This is a genomic window from Candidatus Cloacimonadota bacterium (genome assembly GCA_034722995.1).
Taxonomy (GTDB): domain Bacteria; phylum Cloacimonadota; class Cloacimonadia; order JGIOTU-2; family JGIOTU-2; genus JAGMCF01.
Genome location: JAYEOL010000037.1, coordinates 1 through 1,322, shown reverse-complemented (window position 1 = coordinate 1,322; position 1,322 = coordinate 1). Strand labels below are relative to the sequence as shown.

2 protein-coding genes are annotated in these 1,322 nt (G+C 32.9%); both read left to right on the top strand.

Annotation, left to right across the window (positions count from 1 at the left end; translation table 11 throughout):
• A partial coding sequence (locus U9R23_04695; protein MEA3475722.1) for a mannose-1-phosphate guanylyltransferase occupies positions 1-1,055 on the top strand: 1,055 nt, incomplete at its 5' end.
• A 16-nt stretch (positions 1,056-1,071) separates the two neighbouring features.
• Positions 1,072-1,322, top strand: a 251-nt coding sequence (locus tag U9R23_04690; protein ID MEA3475721.1) for a hypothetical protein, incomplete at its 3' end; no start/stop codon positions are given.

Genomic DNA, 1,322 nt, shown 5'->3' with positions numbered 1-1,322 from the left:
AAACTATGATAGCACTAATAATGGCAGGTGGTATAGGAACTCGCTTTTGGCCACTTAGCACCAAAAGCAAACCAAAACAATTTCTTAATATCCTGGGCAAAAGGTCTATGATTCAGCAAACCGTAGATAGAATCCTACCTCAAGTGGATTATAAAGATATTTATGTTGTTACGAATTGTGAGCAAACAGAATTGGTTAAAGAACATCTGACACAAATTCCTGTAGAAAATATCATTGCAGAACCTTTGGGGAGAAACACAGCAGCTTGTATCGGACTTGGAACGATTTTGCTGTCTGATAAATATGCTGCTGATGAAACTATGTTAGTTCTACCAGCGGACCACTACATTGGAAAGCCAGAAAAATTTCTTGAGATAGTTTCATTCGCTGCAAAGTTTGCCAGAGAAAATGAAAATCTGATTACCTTCGGAATTAAACCTATTTTTCCCACAACAGGTTATGGCTATATTGAATCTGGAGAAAAAGTTGGTGATGGAAAGTTTAATATATTTGCTGTAAAAAAGTTCAAGGAAAAGCCAGACTTGGAAACCGCTAAAGAATTTGTAAAGTCAGGAAACTTCTCCTGGAATAGTGGAATGTTTCTCTGGACATTCAGTTCAATACTTGATGCTTTTGAAAAATATATGCCTGATTTATATCATCAACTTGTAAAAATCAAAACACTCTGGTTACAAAATAAAATTGAAGGAATTAAAGAAATTTACCAGAATTTGCAAAGCATCCCGATTGATATCGGTGTGATGGAAAAAGCAGAAAATGCTGCTGTTCTACCCATTGATATTGACTGGAACGATATTGGAAGCTGGAAAGCTGTTTATAATATGATGCCCAAAAATGAAAAGGGAAATTATTTTTCGGGGAATATTATAGATTTAAATTCTAAAGATAGTTATGTATTATGTGAAAATGAGAAAAAAGTTATCGGGCTTGCTGGAGTTGAGAATTTGATTGTTGTAGATACTAAAGATGCTCTTTTAATATGTAGAAAGGAAAAATCTCAAAATGTCAAAAAGATTGTTGAATTAATTAAATAAAAAAAGAAGAAGTTAAATGAAAAAAGAAGAATATATATTTAGGTTTCCAACATTCTTAAGAATACTTTCAATAATAATTGCAATTTTAGCTCTGATTTGGGCAGTTTACTATATCACCAATGGAATAAGCCAGACGGATAGATGGTTTAAAAAACTCTCTCCATTTATAGTAATTTTTCTTGTCGTTAATGTGTTATACAAAAATCTTTTCGGAGTCAATTCAATCCATATTCATCCCGACCAGTCGGGGTTGCAAATAAAATTTAT